Source organism: Bradyrhizobium sp. WSM471 (assembly GCF_000244915.1).
Classification (GTDB): Bacteria; Pseudomonadota; Alphaproteobacteria; order Rhizobiales; family Xanthobacteraceae; genus Bradyrhizobium.
The window spans coordinates 7232837-7246011 of record NZ_CM001442.1 but is presented as its reverse complement, the minus strand read 5'-3'; the positions used below and the strand labels follow the sequence as shown (position 1 = coordinate 7246011).

Genomic DNA, 13175 nt, shown 5'->3' with positions numbered 1-13175 from the left:
ATGCCGGCCAAGGACAAGAAGGAAGCGCTCGACGAACTGAACGAAGCGCTGAAGACGCCCGCCCCGCAGATCGAGAACAAGGCCAATATCGAGCTCGTCGGCAAGTATTACGACAAGCTGGTCGCGGCGCTGGGTGACGATGAGAATTGAGTGCGTCACTCTCGTGTCCCGGACGCGCTGCAACGCGTAAGCGTTGCTGCGCAGAGCCGGGACCCAGAGGCCATGGGATCATCATCGGCATGGGCCCCGGCTCTGCAACGCATCGTCGAAGCGACGCTGCGTAGCGTCCGGGGCACGAGAGCCCAACTTGCTTCGTGCCCTCATCGCAAACATCGCTGCAACAAAAAAGCCCCGGAGACATCTCCGGGGCTTTTCGTCGTTTCTGACCTCACGCGTTGCTCAGCGCCTCACGTCCGTGTCCGCATCCGCATCATGAAACTATCGAAACTCAGCTCGGCGACCTGCATCCAGGCCAGCGATTCGCTGCGGAAAGCCGTCAGGCTCGCATACATCTTGCCGAAATGCGGATTGGTCTTGGCGAGATCGGCGTAGATCTCGTTGGCCGCGCCATAGCAGCTTTCCAGCACTTCCTGCGGGAACGGCTTCAGGATCGCACCGGCCACCAGCAGACGCTTGAGCGCCGGCGGATTGACGTAGTCGTATTTGCCGGTCACCCAGGTGAAGGTATCGCGCGACGCGGCATCGACCGCCGCCTGATAGTGTTTCGGCAGCGCGTTCCACTTGTCGAGATTGATGATGTTGTGACCCTGGCCGGTGCCTTCCCACCAACCGGGATAGTAATAGTACTTCGCCACCTTCACGAAGCCGAGCTTCTCGTCGTCATAGGGCCCGACCCATTCGGCGGCATCGAGCGTGCCTTTCTCCAGCGCGGGATAGATATCGCCAGCCGCGATCTGCTGCGGCACGCCGCCGACCTTGGCGATGATCGTTCCGGCAAAGCCGCCGACCCGGAATTTCAGTCCCTTGAGATCGTCGATCGACTTGATCTCCTTCCGGAACCAGCCGCCCATCTGCGCGCCGGTCGACCCGGTCGGAATGCCGATGGTGTTGTATTCCTTCAGGAGATTGTTGATCAGGTCCTGGCCGCCGCCCCACTGCAGCCACGAAATGTGCTGGCGCGTGTTCAAGCCGAACGGCAGCGCCGTTCCGAACGTGAAGGCGGGGTTCTTGCCCCAATAATAATACAGCGCGGTGTTGCCCATCTCGACCGTGCCGTTCGCGACGGCGTCGAGCACCTGCAGGCCCGGCACGATCTCGCCGGCGGCGAATGGCTGAATCTGGAAACGATTGTCGGTGATCTCGGCGACGCGCTTGGCGAAATACTCGCAGCCGCCGTAGAGCGTATCGAGCGCCTTCGGCCAGCTTGCGGCATATCGCCATTTGATCTCGGGCATCGACTGCGCGATCGCCGGCGCAGCGACGGCACTCGCGGCCAGGCCCAATCCGCCTGCCGCCAGGAATTTACGACGTTCCATGCGCTTCCCTCCGTTAAGTCGATGCTTCGACCAGGGAACGATCTTTGGTCGTCTTGTCTTCGTCGACGCTCGACGTTTTCTGTTGAGACGGTGTGGCGTTTCCGAACGGCCCTTGAGGGCCCTCGTAGATGGAATTCCGATCGTTGCGGTTCCGTGCGCGAGGATGACCGGACGCTTCGCCGGAATCAAGCCTCATGGGCGCCTCGCAAGTGCGAACGCCGGCCTGACGCAAGTCGGGCCTGTCAACGATCTGCTATTCAGTCGCGCCAAAAACCAGGAGGCTTGCGCATGACAGGCAAGAAGGTCGTAGTGGCCGGAGCGAGCGGTCTCGTCGGCAATGCCGCCTTGCGACACTTCGGCCGAGCGGGCGGGTGCGATGTCATTGCCCTGTCCCGGCGGAAGCCGCGCGATCTCTACGGCGCTCGCCATGTCCCGATCGACCTGACCAACGCAGCTGATTGCGGGCGCGCCGCCTCGGAACTGAGCGGCGCAACGCACCTGATCTACGCTGCGCTCTACGAGGCGCCGCAGCTCGTCGACGGCTGGCGCGACCCGCAGCAGATCAAGACCAACGACCTGATGCTGCGCAATCTGATGGGTGCCCTCGAGCCTGTGGCGCCCGGCCTCAGGCACGTCGCTCTGCTGCAGGGCACCAAGGCCTACGGCGTCCACGTGCGCCCCTTGACCGTGCCGGCCCGCGAAGGCCGCTCCGAAATGTACGAGCAGCCCAACTTCTACTGGGCGCAGGAAAACTTCTTGCGCGACCTCCAGGCCGGCAAGAATTGGCAATGGAGCATCCTGCGGCCGGTGCTGATCGTCGGTCTCGCCATGGGCGGCGCCATGGATTTGATTCCGCCGCTCGGCGTCTATGCCGCGATGCTGCACGAGCAGGGCAGGCCGCTCGCTTACCCCGGTGGCGCCGCGCGGGTGGGGCAGGCGGTCGATGTCGATCTCCTCGCCCGCGCCATCGCCTGGTCGGGCGAGGCCGAGGCCGCGCGCAACGAGGCCTTCAACGTGACCAATGGCGACGTCTTCACCTGGGAGAACATCTGGCCTGCGGTCGCCGATGCGCTGGAGATGAAGCCGGGCAAGCCGGTCCCGCTGTCGCTCGCGAGGGAGTTTCCATCCTGGGTCGGCCCCTGGGATGCGCTGCGGCGCAAGCACGACCTGGCATCGCCTGCGCTGGCCGAATTCGTCGGCCTCTCGTTCCAATACGCCGATTACAGCCTGCGCTACGGCCACACCGAATCCGGTCCGCCCTCGATCGTCTCGACCGTGAAGATCAACCGCGCCGGCTTCACCGAGATGATGGATACCGAGGACATGTTCCGGAAATGGTTCAGGCAGGCGAAGCAAGAGCGGCTGCTTCCCTGAGGCAGGACCAAAGCCGATGTATCCGCGAATGTTGCCCAGGTCAGATTTTGACCCGGAGCGGTCCTCTGGCAAAGCCGGTTCGAACGGCTTCAAGTCTGGCTTATCTGAGTTTCTGTGGTGACCACCGTGAGGGACGGACATCACCTATGGCGGCGATCCTTTGTAGCGGCGAAAAGTCGACCTTCCAAAGATCAAGTTCAAACAGCTCGTCGCGCTGATCGAGGTTTAGCGCGACCGACACCAGCACTCCATCGGCGTCGTCAAATTCGGCTTCGCCAATACATCGGCCGAAACGCCGGTCTGCGGCACCGACGAAGAGAAGGCTACCCATCCCACCGTCGTTCATTTCCTCGACGAGGCCAAAATGGTCCTGCAAGGGCGAATGCTGACCTAGAATAAAGACAACCAAATCACGCTCGTTGAGGGTAAGTGGGCGAGGCATCTTCTTTCTCGTAGCGGCTAGGTGCATTGGCTCATATCACGCCGCGCTCGCGATGTCCGTTCTGGCCCATGGCGTCCGTGTCCGGCACGAAGTGCAAGAGCAGCATTTGATCGTAGCGGACATAGTCTCGTTCTTGCTATCGTCCTTGGACCGAGACCGAGGTTGCCAACACTTATGCGACTGATTTCGCACTTGCTGGTCGGACTGCTCTGCGCCTTAGGCGTGATAGCAGCAGGTGCTTTTAGTCACGAAATGATATGGCCCTTTTTCTTGATCGTTTGGACGCCAGCAACCTGGCTGGTTCGTCTTTCAAACGCGCTATGTCTACCGACAGGCGCAAGATGTTTTCTGGGGTCGGTCAGCCAAGGTGCGCAGCACCTTTGGTTTGGGCTATGCCTCCTTGGCTTTTGGTGGATTGTCTTGTCGTTCGCGATTTGGCCGCTCTTCTGGTTGCGTCGATCGCCTCCGCCGGAAAATTAGAGGTCGCCGTTTGACCGGTGCAGACATGGACGTTGCGTGCTTCTTGTGCGGGGTTTTATGGACGTCGGTAGCTGAGAAGGGATTGTAACGTGCCGTACTGGGTCAAGCGAATTCTTCTGAAATCGGGAGACCTTGTGACTGAGAAGGAGCTTGGTCGCGATGAGAACTATTTTCAGGGGCCCGCACCTATTGTGGGCGATGTAATAAACGTTCGCTGCCACGGTAGGAATTTTGACGCTAAAGTCGTTTTGGGGAAATTGGCCCGGGAGAAATTATGCAGCGGAGACAGTTGTTCCGCTCCGGGTGGAAGAGATTTGGCGTGACTGCTGTTGGCCCCGTAGCGGGCGTATTCGGCCCAAAGTGAAATAGCAGCTTTTGACCCATTGCGGAATTGGGTTGCTTTTGGCGTTCGTGACGCTGAAATTGCGTTCGTAGCCTTTTGGAAGCAAGATGCTCAAAACCCTGAAGATCGCGATTCAAATCACTTGGGCCATCTCTATGATCGTCCTGGGCACAGCGATAGGTGCGGCGTACGGGTGGCATCATCATGGATGGATAGGAGCCATTGCACTAGGCTTCGTTGGGCTGACCGTTGGAGCGCTCCTTGCTGCATCGCCGACGTTGCTCTTCAGTTGGATTTAAGTTCGTGCCCTACCAGCATGTCGCCTATTGGCCCATAGCTGACCTGAGTCGATGTTCAGCTTGAGTCCGCAAAGCGTCGGCCAGCGGACATCGCTCAGGCCGCACCAACGAATACCGATCTATGAGTGCGCGGCCTGATCAGCGCTTATGAACGCCGCTTCCATTGCCTTCCGCGTCCTGATCGTCTTGTTGCCTGCGTCGAACTCGACGTCGCTCCAGCGCACGATCTCGCCATGGGCGACGTCGTGCTTCAGCTTCAGCCGATGCGCGACTTCGTCGGCCTCTCGTTTCAATACGCCGATTACAGCCTGCGCTACGGCCACACCGAATCCGGTCCGCCCTCGATCGTCTCGACCGTGAAGATCAACCGCGCCGGCTTCACCGAGATGATGGACACCGAAGACATGTTCCGGAAATGGTTCAGGCAGGCGAAGGAGGAGAGGTTGTTGCCTTGAGGCAGGTAAACCTCATTTCGCCTTTGCCCCAAGTGCGATCGGCGTCGCCTGCACCAGCTTGAGCGACTTCACCATCTTCTCCACCGCCGCCTTGTACTTCCTGAAATGATCCGATCCGAGATGCGCTTCGTACGCCTTCCTGTCGCGGTAGATTTCGAAGACCTTGACGCGGGACGGCTCGTCCTTTTCGGACACTGCGTAAAGCACCAGAACGCCCGGCTCTTTTTGGATTGCCGCGTCAATCTGCTCTTGGACCGCGGCCCTGTAGGTGTCCAGTTGAGCCGGATCGATCTCGATCTCCGCCACCTGGACGTACTGTCCGCCCGCCTCTTGGGCGACGGTGGCGCCGCCCAGCGACGTGGCCAGCACCGATGCGCCGTAAATGAAAAGTTGCATCGTATTCATGATCTGCTCCCGTCGTGCGGCATGATCCTAACGGTTGCGAACCGGGCGCGCGCGCCGATCATCGGTTCGAGATACCGATTTCCGCGGTACTTCGCGCGATAGGCCTGGTCGATCGAATCCAGGATCGCCCCCTCGACCGGTTCGAAGGTTACTTCTTTCGTGAGGCCGGCAGCGAGGATTCGTCCGGCCCTCTGCCGTGCAGCGGCCCGGTACCACCGTGAGTCCCGTCCGTTGTAGCCACGAACGTAGAGCGCGCCGTCGACCGCGACGGACCATATCCACGTCGGTGTCCCGTACGTCGTCCCGTCCTCCCTGAACGGGGAGACGTGCAGGTCGTCGGTATCAACGATCTCGCGCAATTCATCGCTGTCCCAGCCGTGCATCGCGGACCTCATTTCCGGTACTGGTCGTCGGCCACCTTCTCCATCCAGTCGACGTTCTTTCCGTCGAGAGGTTCCTGGATGGCGATGTGCGTCATGGCCGTCGTGGGTGAAGCGCCGTGCCAATGCTTCAGACCCGGCGGAAACCACACCACGTCCCCGGCGCGGATCTCCTCGATAGGACCGCCCTCGCGCTGCATCCATCCAAGACCGGCGGTGACGACCAGCGTCTGGCCGAGCGGGTGCGTGTGCCAGGCCGTCCGGGCACCGGGTTCGAAGGTGACCTGGCCGCCGCTCACTCGCCCCGGGTCTGGAGCCTGAAAGAGAGGATCCACCCGGACCGAACCGGTGAACCAATCGGCGTTCCCTTTGGTCGAGGGGCGAGAGCCGCTTCGCTTGATATCGATGTCCATGACTGCGTTCCTCTGCGTGGTCGAATCTTTGGCGTGGGCGTCCAGCGCCGCCGACGCGGCGAAACCGGCGACCAAGACGATGGCCTGTCGTCGGGAATACGGCGACACGCTACCGGGACCGCTTTTCGATGACGTCCTTGACCGCCGGCGCAGCCGAGAAGGCATTAGGCCAGCCCGCATAGAAGGCGAGGTGTCCAACGACCTCGCCGGCTTCTTCCTTGGTCAACCCGTTATCCATCGCTCGGTTCAGATGGTAAGTGATCTGCGCGACCTGGCCTGTCGCGACGAGAGCGCTGACCGTAACGAGGCTGCGGTCGCGCGGCGCGAGCCCCGGCCTCAGCCAGAGATCGCGGAACAGCACGTCCGTCGTGTACTGGACGAGGCTGGGCGTGATCTTGCCGAACTGCTCGCCGACGCGCGTCGCCCGCTGCGCCTCCGCCGCTTCGTCGAGGGGAAGCTGAGGACCGGATGCGGGCGGAAGGTGGTCGGCGCCGATGTTGCGGCTCTTGAACACGTCCTTGGCTGCAGCGACGGCATCCATCGCGTTGGCCCAGCCGGTGTAGAACCCCAGGTGAGTGATAATTTCCGAGAGTTCGATCGGCTTCACGCCGTTGTCGAGCGCGAGGTTGAGATAGTACGGCAGTTCGACCGTCTGATCGCGGGCGATGAGCGCGGCGACCGTGACGATGCTCCGGTCCCGCACGGACAGCCCCGGCCGCTGCCAGAGATCGCCGCGCACGACGTCCTTGGCATATTTTTCGAGGGCGGGCGCGACGGCCCGAATATCTTCGGTCGTGGGCATGGCTCTTGCTCCTTCGATGATTGTCTGTTGACCGTCGGCCGCGCTGGCGACGATCGAAAGCGAAAGTACGGTTGCCGAGAAAAGCTTCATTAAGGTCCTCCGACTGTTGCCGGCTTCACGATCAGCCACGATGTTACTAACGCGGCGCAGCGTACCGTGACGGCGCTGACGAGAAACACGGCGTCGAGCGCGGGGCATGGCGCTTCCGGCGATCCGTCACGTTCCGCTGTCGGAGCCGCCGGTCAGGATCCAAAGTAGGCGCTTGGGCCCATTCCGATTAGATGATAAAAGCCAATTAGATTGATTGGAGCAGCCTATAAATGGAACGTGCCGACGCGAGCGATCTGCTCGCCTTCCTTGCCGTGGCGAGGGAGCGCAGCTTCACCCGTGCGGCGGCGCGGCTGGCGATCGCTCAGCCGACGCTCAGTCAAATCGTCCAGAACCTGGAGGAGCGGCTGGGCGTAAGGTTGCTGAACCGTACCACCCGCAGCGTTACGCCGACGCAAGCTGGCGAGCGGCTGCTGCAGAAGATCGGACCCAAGTTCGACGAGATGGATGCCGAGCTCGGAGCCTTGAGCGAACTACGCGAAAAGCCGGCCGGAACGATCCGAATTACCGCGACGGAATATGCGGCGCAGGCGATCCTGATGCCTGCTTTGGCCAAACTCGTGCCGCTGTATACGGACATCAAAGTCGAGGTGATGATCGACGTTGGCCTCACGAACATCGTGGTCGCGCAGTACGATGCCGGGATTCGGCCAGGCGAACTGGTCGCGAAGGACATGATCGCGGTGCGGGTCGGTCCGGACCTGCGCATGGCCGTGGTGGGCTCGCCGTCCTACTTCGCGTCCCGAGCGAAGCCGCGCACACCGCAGGATCTGACGCAGCATAACTGCGTCAACCTTCATCTACCCACCCACGGCGGAAGTCTCTACGCGTGGGAGTTCGAGAGGAACGGACGCGATGTCAAAGTCCGCGTGGACGGGCAACTTGTCTTCAACAGTTCGGGCGCCCTGCTTCAGGCTGCACTGCAGGGTCTCGGCCTGGCCTACCTGATCGAAGGCAACGTGCAGCCCTATCTCTCTAGCGGCGAACTCATTCGTGTGTTGTCGGATTGGTGCCCGCCATTCTCCGGATATCACCTTTACTATCCGAGCCGCCGACAACCGTCGCCTGCGTTCTCACTGTTGGTTGATGCTCTTCGATATCGCGGGAAATAATCGAAGCCGAAGACCAGGAGGTGAAGTTCATCTCGGCCGGATTAAGTCCCTAAGCATCGCATAGCGACCATCCCTTAACCCGCGCTGATGAATCACGTTTTGTGAGTGCACGGTCTACTCCTCTTTCACGAACGCCGCTTCCATTGCTTTCCGGGTCCTGATCGTCTCGTTGCCTGCGTCGAACTCGACGTCGCTCCAGCGCACGATCTCGCCATGCGCGACATCGTGCTTCAGCCTCACGCGATGCGCCAGCCCGATCGGAAGCGCGCCGGCCCTGAGGCTTGTGGCCGCCGGCACCAGCTTGCCCCACACCGTGTAGCCGCCTTCGCCGTCCAGCATCTCGCCGGCGCGCAGATTGCGTTTTGCCACGGCGGCGACGTCGCCGCGGAAACCATGGGGCTGCCCCGTCGGCTCGCCCCGCAGTGCGGCCGACAGCACTGAGATGTTCAGCTCAAGCCCGATCAGATGGTAGGGTTTGTACATCGCAGCGTACCGTCCGCTGCCGTCGGTCTTGAGGCCGTACTGCCTGAAGCAGTCGGCGGCGTAGTCGTTCGGCGCCTCCAGCACGACGTAAACGCCCCAGCGCAGATCGCGAAACACCGGCCTTCCGTCGCGCTCGAGCGAGGAGACCACCTCCACGACGCCCGACCGCTCCAGCACGCCGCCCCTGCTGCGCGGCCGCATGATATGCGGCAGGTCGTCGACGCCGCAGGGTGGAAACAGCAGGCCCTCTGCAGGCACGTCCAGTCCGCAGGCGTTCGCAATCGCGGCCATCTCGATCGCCGACTTGGTGCCGTCGAGGAAAGAGTTGAACATCTGCGGATTCATCCCGGCCGATTGCGCCTCGCCCGCGGTCAACCCGTAATGCAGCCAGACGCTGTCAGGCGTCACGTCGTGATAGGCCGGCAGATACTTTGTCCCTTTGCCGGCGGCAACCACGTGAAAACCGGTGGCGCGGGCCCAATCCACCATCTCCGCGGTCAGCGCCGGCTGGTCGCCATAGGCGAGCGAATAGACCACGCCGGCCTTGCGGGCCTCCTCGGCGAGCAGAGGACCCGCCAGCACGTCGGCCTCGACATTGACCATCACGATATGCTTGCCGGCCGCGATCGCCGCGCGGGCGTGCTTGATGCCGACGGCCGGATTGCCGGTCGCCTCCACCACCACGTCCATCGCGCCGCCGGCAATGGCGCGCGCGCCGTCATCCGTGAAGACGGTGGCGGCGATGCGGCCCTCGTCCCACCCGACGGTGCGGCAGGCCTCGCGCGCGCGGTCGCGGTCGATGTCGACGATGATGGGCACCTCCAGCCCCGGCGTGTGCGGCACCTGCGCCAAAAACATCGAGCCGAATTTGCCGGCGCCGATCAGCGCCACACGGACGGGCTTGCCGGCGGCAGCGCGGGCCTGGAGGAGGCGGAAGAGGTTCATGGGGCTTGTCCTAAGCGCAACGATTGAAGCTCGTCATTCCGGGGCGCGCGAAGCGCGAGCCCGGAATCCATCCATCCGCGACTTCTGTGGCCTGATGGATTCCGGGCTCGACGCTACCGCCGCCCCGGAATGACGGTTACTCCGCGGCCTGCCGCGGCGCACGGGCGAGCCGGACCAGCGCGTCGTCCTCCACCGTCTTGATCGGCGCAAAATCGCGATGCGCGATGTACTCCGGCCGCGTCGGGGTTCGGATGTAGTTCGAAACTGCGTTCAGCGTCAGGTACACGATCTTGCGCGGGTAGGGCGTGATGTTGCCGGCCGAGCCATGCACGAGATTGCCGTGGAACATCAGCATGCCGCCGGGCTTGCCGGTCGGCGCCACGATGCCGCCCTGCTTGACCAGCCGCGTCACGGTCTCCTCGTCCAGCGTCCACAGCGGATAGGAGGTCGTCGCGAGGTCGTGCGAGGCCTTGAGGTCGCCGGCGTTCTGGCTCTGCGGCACCAGCATCAGCGGTCCGTTGATCGGCATCACCTCGTCCAGGAAGATTGCGATGTTCATCGCGCGCGGCTCCGGCATGCCGTCGTCGCGCTTCCAGGTGCCATAATCCTGGTGCCATTGCCAGACGTCGCCGGTGAAGGCGGATTTCGCGTTGATCTTGAACTGGTGCATGTAGACCTGCTCGCCGAACAGCTGCTCGACGGGGTCGATCATGCGCGGATGCGCACCCAGAATGCCGAACGCCTCGTTGTAGAGATGCGCGGCAAAGGCGGTGCGCGGCGCGCCGCTCTTCTCGCGCCAGACTTCCGGCCGGTTCGCGTCATAGATGGCAACCGCCTCGCGCGCGAGGAGATCGACCTCCTCCTGGCTGAACAATTCGGGCAGGAACAGCCAGCCCTCGCGGTGGAAGAACTCCAATTGCTCCTGGGACAGTTTCATAAGGCGTCCTCCTTTGGTTTGTTTTGTTGTCATTCCGGGGCACGCGAAGCGTGAGCCCGGAATCCATTTCTCCGCAGCGCAGGCCGTCCGATGGATTCCGGGCTCAATGCTGCGCATCGGCCCGGAACGACAGCGTGTGCGGTTACGCCGCCTCTTCCGTCGCCCTCAATCTCTCCTCGGTCAGCCGTCCCGCCGTCTGCGCATGCGCAAGCGCCGCACGTTCGGCCGCCTTCGCATCGCCTGCGAAAATGTGTCCGGCAATGTCGGCATGCTCGGCCCAGGCGCTGCCGCGATAATCGAGCTCCGACAGCACCGTCGCCATCGAGCGGCGCATATGCGGCCATTGCGGCGTAATCGTCTCCTCGATCACGGGATTGCCGGAGAGCCGATAGATTGCGCGATGAAATTCGACGTCGAGCGCGATCAGCTCGGCGAGCGTGGTCTTGCCGTCGATCCCGCGCCCGGCGGCGAGCGCCGCCTCCAGCCGCGCGCGTCCTGCCGCATCGCTTGCGGCGCGTTCGCCGGCAAGCCGCGCCGCCAGCGCATCGATCGCGCCGCGTACCTCGTAGAGCTGGCGGATGCGTGCGGGATCGAGCTGGGTGACTTCAAAACCGCGCCGGCCGCTTTCGGCGACCAGTCCCTGCCGGTGCAACAGGTGCAGCGCATGCGACACCGGCTGGCGCGACACGCCGAGCCTGTCGGCGAGTTCGTTCTGGCGGATGCGCTGGCCGGGCTGCAGCGTGCGGTCGGAGATCGCCTCCAGGATCCGCGCATAGACCTGGTCGATCAAGTTCGGAAGCGGGTCGAGAGGGATCACGCCGGCAGCTCCGAGACCATGAGAGGGAATACGGAATTCCGTATTCGAAGATACGGCGAGAGGATAAGGGCGTCAAGCGCGACCAATGGGGTCTCCAACCTCGTTTTTGCGCCCGGCCAAGCCATTGATATTGCTGGGCTCGGCTACTGTGCATGGGGTTGTTTTCGAGGAAAAAAAGCGTGAGGCGTTTACTCCCCCAAAAACGCGTCCACCGCCTCCCCGAACTCCAGCGGCGCCTGCTCGAACATCCAGTGGCCGGCATCGGGGATCACGGCCGTCTTGGCCCCGGCGATGTGCTCGGCCAGCACGCGCCACATCACCGAAAGGCTCCCCGTCGTCGCGCCGCCGCCGATCAGGAGCGTCGGGGTCCTGATCGCCTGCGCGTCCGCGAGCGTGTAGGGCCTGCGCTGCTCGTTGACCTGGCCGAGGAAGGTGATCGCGTTGTCGCGCAATTGCTGCTTCGCCGCCGCCGCCGGCACGCGCCGCCACGAGCCGTCGCCTTCGATGCCTTCGTAGAAATTCTGCAGTGCGCTCTCGATGTCGCCGGCGCGGATCATCTCGACCGAGCGCGCCGTGCGCGCCGCCAGCGGCGGGTGCGCGGGCGTGCCCGCGGGCACCGGCAGGCTCGCATCGAGATCGCCGCCGGGCTCGGCCAGCACCAGCTTTCGCAACAGATCCGGCCGCGACTGCGCCACGCGAAACGCGATGTGGCCGCCGCGCGAATGGCCCATCAAATCGACCGGCGTGGGTTCGACCTGCTCGATGAAAGCGATCACGTCAGCGACGTGCTGGGCCATCTTGTAGTCGTCGCCGACTGCATCCCAATGCTCGGGAAAGAAATGCCGCAGGCTCACCGAGATCACGCGATGCGATTTCGACAGCGGACCGAGCACTGAATACCAGGTGCGGAAATCGCCGAGCGTGCCGTGCACGCAGACCAGCGGCAGGCCTCGTCCCACTTCGAGGTAGGCCATGTCGTAACCATTGACGCGAAATGTCTGCATGATCAGCCCGCCAGAAAATCCAGCACCACTTCGGAGTATTTCTGCGGCGCCTGCTCGAACATCGGGTGCGTTGCGTTCGGGATGACGGCCGTCCTGGAATACGGCACATGCGCCGCCAGCGCATGCAGCACTTTCGGCAGCAGGCCCTTGGTCCGCGCGCCCAGGATGAACAGCGTCGGCATCTTGATGGACTCCGCGTCCGCCTTCGAGAACGGCGGGCGGTTGTCGCGGACCTGGCCGATCAGCGTGAAGGCGTTGTCACGCAGGTTCTGCTTCACCAGCGCCGGCAGCCGCGGCCAGGTGTCGGCGCCTTCAAGCGTGTCGACGAAGACCGCAAGGCCGCCGTCGATGTCGCCGGCCGCGATCTTCTCGGCCGAGGCCGTGAACCGTGCCAGCAGCGGCGAGGGGCCGCCGGCATAATCGGGATCGAGGCTCGCATCGAGCTCGCCACCGGGCTCGGCCAGCACCAGCCGCCGAAGCAGCTCCGGCCGGCGCTGCGCCACGCGGAAGCAGATGTGCCCGCCGCGGGAATGGCCCATCAGATCGACCGGGCCGAGGTCGAGTTTGTCGATGAAGGCGATGACGTCGTCGACATGCTGGGCGATGGAATAGGTGTCGCCGACGCCATCCCAACGCGCCGGGAAGAAATGCCGCAGGCTGACGGCAATCAGCCGGTGCCGCTGCGACAGCGGCCCGAGCACGCAGCCCCAGACACGGAAGTCGTTGAGCGAGCCATGCACGCAGACCAGCGGCGGCCGGCCCCGGTCTTCGCCCACGTCGAGATAGGGCATGTCGTATCCGTTGACGTGGAGGTTTTGCATTGTGGGCTCGCGAAAAGGGAAGGCGGAACTCCTGTGCAAGATTCCCGGAAACCGGGTGG

Annotated in this window: 14 protein-coding genes and 1 pseudogene (1 of these 15 cut by a window edge); 3 read left to right on the top strand and 12 right to left on the bottom strand. The window is 63.2% G+C overall.

Features of this window, described 5'->3' with window-relative positions:
• Nucleotides 1-150: the 3' end of a hypothetical protein gene (locus BRA471DRAFT_RS33055; protein WP_007615282.1), read on the top strand. The gene continues 453 nt to the left of window position 1, outside the view; only the last 150 of its 603 coding nucleotides appear in the window; its start codon lies off the left edge, out of view; its stop codon occupies nucleotides 148-150.
• Between the two features lie 257 nt (nucleotides 151-407).
• Here the strand turns inward: BRA471DRAFT_RS33055 and BRA471DRAFT_RS33050 are convergent, their stop codons facing one another.
• Complete coding sequence (locus BRA471DRAFT_RS33050; protein WP_007615274.1) at nucleotides 408-1496, bottom strand: TRAP transporter substrate-binding protein; 1089 nt, start codon at nucleotides 1494-1496, stop codon at nucleotides 408-410.
• 288 nt (nucleotides 1497-1784) lie between these two features.
• On the opposite strand from BRA471DRAFT_RS33050, the gene BRA471DRAFT_RS33045 reads away from it, so the two are divergent.
• Nucleotides 1785-2870: an NAD-dependent epimerase/dehydratase family protein gene (locus BRA471DRAFT_RS33045; RefSeq protein ID WP_007615272.1), complete on the top strand. Its 1086-nt coding sequence runs from the start codon at nucleotides 1785-1787 to the stop codon at nucleotides 2868-2870.
• A gap of 100 nt (nucleotides 2871-2970) precedes the next feature.
• On the opposite strand, the gene BRA471DRAFT_RS33040 is transcribed toward BRA471DRAFT_RS33045, so the two are convergent.
• The 6 genes and pseudogenes from BRA471DRAFT_RS33040 to BRA471DRAFT_RS33010 form a co-directional block, all read right to left on the bottom strand.
• A complete protein-coding gene (locus BRA471DRAFT_RS33040) occupies nucleotides 2971-3312 on the bottom strand; it encodes a hypothetical protein (RefSeq protein WP_007615270.1) in 342 nt (113 codons plus the stop codon).
• A gap of 1241 nt (nucleotides 3313-4553) precedes the next feature.
• A pseudogene (locus tag BRA471DRAFT_RS40460) lies at nucleotides 4554-4706 on the bottom strand (flagellar biosynthesis protein FlgA); the annotation flags it as partial.
• A 195-nt stretch (nucleotides 4707-4901) separates the two neighbouring features.
• The gene (locus tag BRA471DRAFT_RS33025) at nucleotides 4902-5294 is read right to left on the bottom strand and encodes a putative quinol monooxygenase (RefSeq protein WP_007615268.1); all 393 of its coding nucleotides are present in this window, start codon (nucleotides 5292-5294) and stop codon (nucleotides 4902-4904) included.
• Nucleotides 5291-5677, bottom strand: a complete 387-nt coding sequence (locus BRA471DRAFT_RS33020) for a DUF2255 family protein (protein ID WP_007615267.1) — start codon at nucleotides 5675-5677, stop codon at nucleotides 5291-5293. Before BRA471DRAFT_RS33020 ends, BRA471DRAFT_RS33025 begins: the two co-directional genes overlap by 4 nt.
• 8 nt (nucleotides 5678-5685) lie before the next feature.
• Nucleotides 5686-6081: a cupin domain-containing protein gene (locus BRA471DRAFT_RS33015; RefSeq protein WP_035975259.1), complete on the bottom strand. Its 396-nt coding sequence runs from the start codon at nucleotides 6079-6081 to the stop codon at nucleotides 5686-5688.
• 115 nt (nucleotides 6082-6196) lie between these two features.
• Nucleotides 6197-6979, bottom strand: coding sequence for a carboxymuconolactone decarboxylase family protein (locus tag BRA471DRAFT_RS33010; protein WP_007615265.1), 783 nt, complete (start codon nucleotides 6977-6979; stop codon nucleotides 6197-6199).
• 230 nt (nucleotides 6980-7209) lie between these two features.
• On the opposite strand from BRA471DRAFT_RS33010, the gene BRA471DRAFT_RS33005 reads away from it, so the two are divergent.
• Complete coding sequence (locus BRA471DRAFT_RS33005; RefSeq protein WP_007615264.1) at nucleotides 7210-8109, top strand: LysR family transcriptional regulator; 900 nt, start codon at nucleotides 7210-7212, stop codon at nucleotides 8107-8109.
• Nucleotides 8110-8223: 114 nt separating this feature from the next.
• On the opposite strand, the gene BRA471DRAFT_RS33000 is transcribed toward BRA471DRAFT_RS33005, so the two are convergent.
• The 5 genes from BRA471DRAFT_RS33000 to BRA471DRAFT_RS32980 form a co-directional block, all read right to left on the bottom strand.
• Complete coding sequence (locus tag BRA471DRAFT_RS33000) at nucleotides 8224-9537, bottom strand: NAD(P)H-dependent oxidoreductase (RefSeq protein ID WP_007615262.1); 1314 nt, start codon at nucleotides 9535-9537, stop codon at nucleotides 8224-8226.
• A 136-nt stretch (nucleotides 9538-9673) separates the two neighbouring features.
• Complete coding sequence (locus BRA471DRAFT_RS32995; protein ID WP_007615261.1) at nucleotides 9674-10474, bottom strand: phytanoyl-CoA dioxygenase family protein; 801 nt, start codon at nucleotides 10472-10474, stop codon at nucleotides 9674-9676.
• 142 nt (nucleotides 10475-10616) lie between these two features.
• The gene (locus BRA471DRAFT_RS32990; protein WP_007615260.1) at nucleotides 10617-11291 is read right to left on the bottom strand and encodes a GntR family transcriptional regulator; all 675 of its coding nucleotides are present in this window, start codon (nucleotides 11289-11291) and stop codon (nucleotides 10617-10619) included.
• Nucleotides 11292-11479: 188 nt separating this feature from the next.
• Complete coding sequence (locus BRA471DRAFT_RS32985) at nucleotides 11480-12295, bottom strand: alpha/beta fold hydrolase (RefSeq protein ID WP_007615259.1); 816 nt, start codon at nucleotides 12293-12295, stop codon at nucleotides 11480-11482.
• 2 nt (nucleotides 12296-12297) lie between these two features.
• The gene (locus BRA471DRAFT_RS32980) at nucleotides 12298-13116 is read right to left on the bottom strand and encodes an alpha/beta fold hydrolase (protein WP_007615258.1); all 819 of its coding nucleotides are present in this window, start codon (nucleotides 13114-13116) and stop codon (nucleotides 12298-12300) included.
• Between the last annotated feature and the right edge of the window lie 59 nt (nucleotides 13117-13175).

What these genes read in the sequence shown, in the direction of transcription:
- BRA471DRAFT_RS33050 (WP_007615274.1), bottom strand. Translation starts at nt 1,496, where the DNA reads ATGGAACGTCGTAAATTCCTGGCGGCAGGCGGATTGGGCCTGGCCGCG.
- BRA471DRAFT_RS33045 (WP_007615272.1), top strand. Translation starts at nt 1,785, where the DNA reads ATGACAGGCAAGAAGGTCGTAGTGGCCGGAGCGAGCGGTCTCGTCGGC.
- BRA471DRAFT_RS33040 (WP_007615270.1), bottom strand. Translation starts at nt 3,312, where the DNA reads ATGCCTCGCCCACTTACCCTCAACGAGCGTGATTTGGTTGTCTTTATT.
- BRA471DRAFT_RS33025 (WP_007615268.1), bottom strand. Translation starts at nt 5,294, where the DNA reads ATGAATACGATGCAACTTTTCATTTACGGCGCATCGGTGCTGGCCACG.
- BRA471DRAFT_RS33020 (WP_007615267.1), bottom strand. Translation starts at nt 5,677, where the DNA reads ATGCACGGCTGGGACAGCGATGAATTGCGCGAGATCGTTGATACCGAC.
- BRA471DRAFT_RS33010 (WP_007615265.1), bottom strand. Translation starts at nt 6,979, where the DNA reads ATGAAGCTTTTCTCGGCAACCGTACTTTCGCTTTCGATCGTCGCCAGC.
- BRA471DRAFT_RS33005 (WP_007615264.1), top strand. Translation starts at nt 7,210, where the DNA reads ATGGAACGTGCCGACGCGAGCGATCTGCTCGCCTTCCTTGCCGTGGCG.
- BRA471DRAFT_RS33000 (WP_007615262.1), bottom strand. Translation starts at nt 9,537, where the DNA reads ATGAACCTCTTCCGCCTCCTCCAGGCCCGCGCTGCCGCCGGCAAGCCC.
- BRA471DRAFT_RS32995 (WP_007615261.1), bottom strand. Translation starts at nt 10,474, where the DNA reads ATGAAACTGTCCCAGGAGCAATTGGAGTTCTTCCACCGCGAGGGCTGG.
- BRA471DRAFT_RS32985 (WP_007615259.1), bottom strand. Translation starts at nt 12,295, where the DNA reads ATGCAGACATTTCGCGTCAATGGTTACGACATGGCCTACCTCGAAGTG.
- BRA471DRAFT_RS32980 (WP_007615258.1), bottom strand. Translation starts at nt 13,116, where the DNA reads ATGCAAAACCTCCACGTCAACGGATACGACATGCCCTATCTCGACGTG.